Here is a 2,570-nt window from a genome sequence, read left to right as displayed (position 1 = left end):
CGGCTGATCGGGCGGGACCGGCCGGCGCTGGCGTTCAGCCTGCTCCAGGGGGTGGCGGTGGCGCTGCTGACGGCGCTCGCGGTGCCGGCCGGCTTCAGCTGGGTCACGGGTAACGCCCCGATGTTCGTCTTCGGGTGCGCGGCGGTGTGGTTCGGCATGATCGGCTCGGTTCGCGAACTGGTCAAGGAGAAGCCGATCTGGCGCAGGGAGTTCCTGGCAGGCGGCAGCATGCCCGCGTACCTGGCGTCCAAGGTGGCGGTGCTTGGCGTGCTCGCCGCGATCCAGGCGGTGACGCTCACCGTAGTGGTCTGGTGGACGCTGGGGCTGCCCGCCGGCGGCCCGTTCGGGCATCCGTTCGTGACGGTCTTCGTCACGGCCTGGCTCGGCGTGCTGAGCGGGACGGCCCTCGGGCTGCTGATCTCGGCGGCGGCGGAGAGCGCCGACCGCGCGATGAGCCTGGTGCCGTACCTGCTGATCACGCAGCTCGTGCTGTGCGGAGTGCTGTTCCAGCTCGGCGCGATCGGTTTCGTCTCGTGGCTCATGCCTGCCAGGTGGACGGTATCCGGGCTCGGCGGCATCGCCGGGCTATCCGCCGCCGCGCTGCATCAGACCTCCGGCCTCTACCCGCGCTCGGCGGCCGGACTGGCCGGCACGTGGCTGGCGCTGCTGCTGCTCACCGGCGCCGGGCTGGCCGCCACGATATGGCGGCTGCGCAGGCAGGGGCTGGGCTGGAGTGTGGGCCGTGGCTGAGCCGCTCGATGACAAGACCGCGTTCGGCATCGACCTGGGCACCACGCTGTCGGTGGTCGCGCAGGTCAACAGCGCGGGGCTGCCTGTTGTCCTGCCGAACGCTGAAGGGTCGCCGACCACGCCGTCGATCGTGCTCTTCGACGCGGGGCACGCCGTGGTCGGCGCGGTGGCGCGGGAGTCGCTGGCGACCGAGCCAGCCTCCGTCGTGCAGCTCGTCAAGCGGCACATCGGCTCGGGCTGGACGTTCGACTACGGCGGCGTCGCCTACCGGCCCGAGCACGTGTCCGCGCTGATCCTGCGCAAGGTGGTGCACGACGCGCAGCTGCTCGCGGGGCCGGTCACCCAGGCCGCGATCACGGTACCCGCGTATTTCAGCGACCCGATGCGCGCGGCCACCTTGCGAGCCGGGGAGCTGGCGGGGCTCGAGGTGCTGGGCCTGCTGTCCGAGCCGACCGCGGCGGCGCTCGCCTACGGCTACGACCGGCGCCCGGCGGGCGCCACGGGCGTGGTGGTCGACCTCGGCGGTGGCACCTTCGACGTGACCGTGATGGAGTACGACGGGGCCGAACTGAAGGTTCGCGCCACCGGCGGGGACGCCTACCTGGGCGGGGCGAACTTCGACAAGGTGCTGTTCGACTGCTTCGTCGAGCGGTTCGAGTCCGCGCACGGCCTGGACATCAACGACCCGGACGCGCAGTCGCTCGACGAGTGCGCCCAGGTCTCGCAGGACTGGCTGCTGCGCGCCGCGCGGGCCAAGCACGACCTCACCTCCCGCGACCGGACCAGCGTCGCGCTGCAAGCCGCAGGACTGACGCTGCGGGTGGACGTGACCAGGGCCGAGTTCGTCTCCGGGAGCGCCGTGCTGCTCGACGAGATGACCGAGAAGATGGCCGACGTCGTGGCGGCGGCCGGGGTCACCCAGAAGGACATCTCCGTGGTACTGCCGGTCGGCGGTGCGACCCGGATGCCGGCCGTCAGGGAGCGGATGAAGGAGATGTTCGGCGTCGACCCGGACACATCGGTCCGTCCGGACGAGGCGGTGGCGCTCGGCGCCGCGCTGTTCGCCGCGCAGCGGCAACTGGAACGGGGCGGCGCGCTGGTGATGGCGCCGAGCGCCAGGGAGTACCTGTCGGAGCTGACGGTGACCGACGTCACGGCGCACAGCCTGGGCATCAGCGTCTTCGAGACGGCAGGCGAGCGGCAGCGCCCGGTGATGACCGCGCTGCTGCTGCGGAACACCGCGCTGCCCGCCTCCGCCGAGCGCACCTTCTTCACGATGCGGCCAGGCGAGACGCGGATCGTGGTCCCGGTGCTCGAAGGCGAGTCCGACGATCCCGGCCTGTGCCGCCGCGTCGGCGTGGTGGTGATCGACGGCCTGCCGCCGCACCGGCCGGCCCACCAGCCCGTCAGCGTCACGATGTCGCTGAACGAGAACGGGATCCTCCAGGTCGCCGCGACGGACGTGTCGACAGGGGCGCAGGCGAGCACCACGATCGCCCGCGAGTACCTGGCGAACGGCGACGCCTCCGGTGGCGCCGCGGATCGCATGGCGGCCACCATGCAGATCGAGTAGGAAGGATCCATGCAGCGGCAGGAGGACTGGTACGCGAACCTGGGGCTTTCGCCGCAGGCGCCGGAGGAGCAGATCGCGCAGGCCGTCGAGCGGCTGAGCCGGCAGGCGGCGGCGCTGGCGGTGACCGCGCCCGAGCGCTCGCAGCGGCTGCGCGACACGATCCGGCTGATCAAGCGCGACCTGCTTTCCGGCCAGGAAAACCGGCAGCGTTACGACCTCGGCCTGGCGGCCGCGGCCGGGCTGGCGA

The 2,570-nt window shown here is 72.2% G+C and carries 3 protein-coding genes; all 3 read left to right on the top strand.

What is annotated here, in order from left to right:
• The coding region (locus WA805_RS19095; RefSeq protein ID WP_425243011.1) for an ABC transporter permease at window positions 1-750 on the top strand (750 nt) is incomplete at its 5' end.
• The gene (locus WA805_RS19090; protein WP_425243010.1) at window positions 743-2,323 is read left to right on the top strand and encodes an Hsp70 family protein; all 1,581 of its coding nucleotides are present in this window, start codon (window positions 743-745) and stop codon (window positions 2,321-2,323) included. The genes WA805_RS19095 and WA805_RS19090, both read left to right, overlap by 8 nt.
• A 9-nt stretch (window positions 2,324-2,332) precedes the next feature.
• Window positions 2,333-2,570, top strand: a 238-nt coding sequence (locus tag WA805_RS19085; protein ID WP_425243009.1) for a hypothetical protein, incomplete at its 3' end; no start/stop codon positions are given.

Origin of the sequence: Trebonia sp., from assembly GCF_049794275.1 — a bacterium.
GTDB lineage: Bacteria > Actinomycetota > Actinomycetes > Streptosporangiales > Streptosporangiaceae > Trebonia.
Note: the sequence above shows the minus strand (reverse complement) of the source record. Positions and strands in the feature narration are given on the sequence as shown.